The 455-nt window shown below is 33.8% G+C and carries 1 pseudogene; it reads left to right on the top strand.

The features are described 5' to 3' along the window. Positions 1-455: pseudogene (locus AN391_RS19920) on the top strand (hypothetical protein); the annotation flags it as partial.

Genomic DNA, 455 nt, shown 5'->3' with positions numbered 1-455 from the left:
GTAATGGAATATAACAATCTATCCAAGCTTGTAAAAAAAGTTCTCAAAACAGATCAAAGTGGTAATACAACAATGCCCTCAAGACGCGAGATGACAAGTAAAATTTTTGCGTTTATTATGCTTGTTCCTGGAGTTATTAGCATTGTGATGACAGTTGCAAGCGAAGGAGGGGAAAGTATTTTCTTCGCGATTTCGGCAAGCTTCTTTTTAGGTATATCTATATTGCTTTTTGGTCAAAAGAGCCGTTTAGAGTTTAACGGGACAAAAAAACAGCTTAATTTAAAAACCGCATTATGGGGTTGCTTTCAAAGAACTAAAGTTGTTACATCGTTTGATACACTATCATTTGAATTAAGTAGTATAGGTGCGCAAGGCCCTTATCAAATTAAGTTTGTTGATCAGTTATATGAATTTAAACAGTATACAGATGCTAAGATGTTCATTTCGTTTTTATA

This window comes from Pseudoalteromonas sp. P1-13-1a (genome assembly GCF_001401875.1).
In the GTDB taxonomy this organism is placed as follows: Bacteria; Pseudomonadota; Gammaproteobacteria; order Enterobacterales; family Alteromonadaceae; genus Pseudoalteromonas.
The sequence above is the reverse complement of the archived record's forward strand: the minus strand, read 5'-3'. Positions and strand labels throughout refer to the sequence as shown.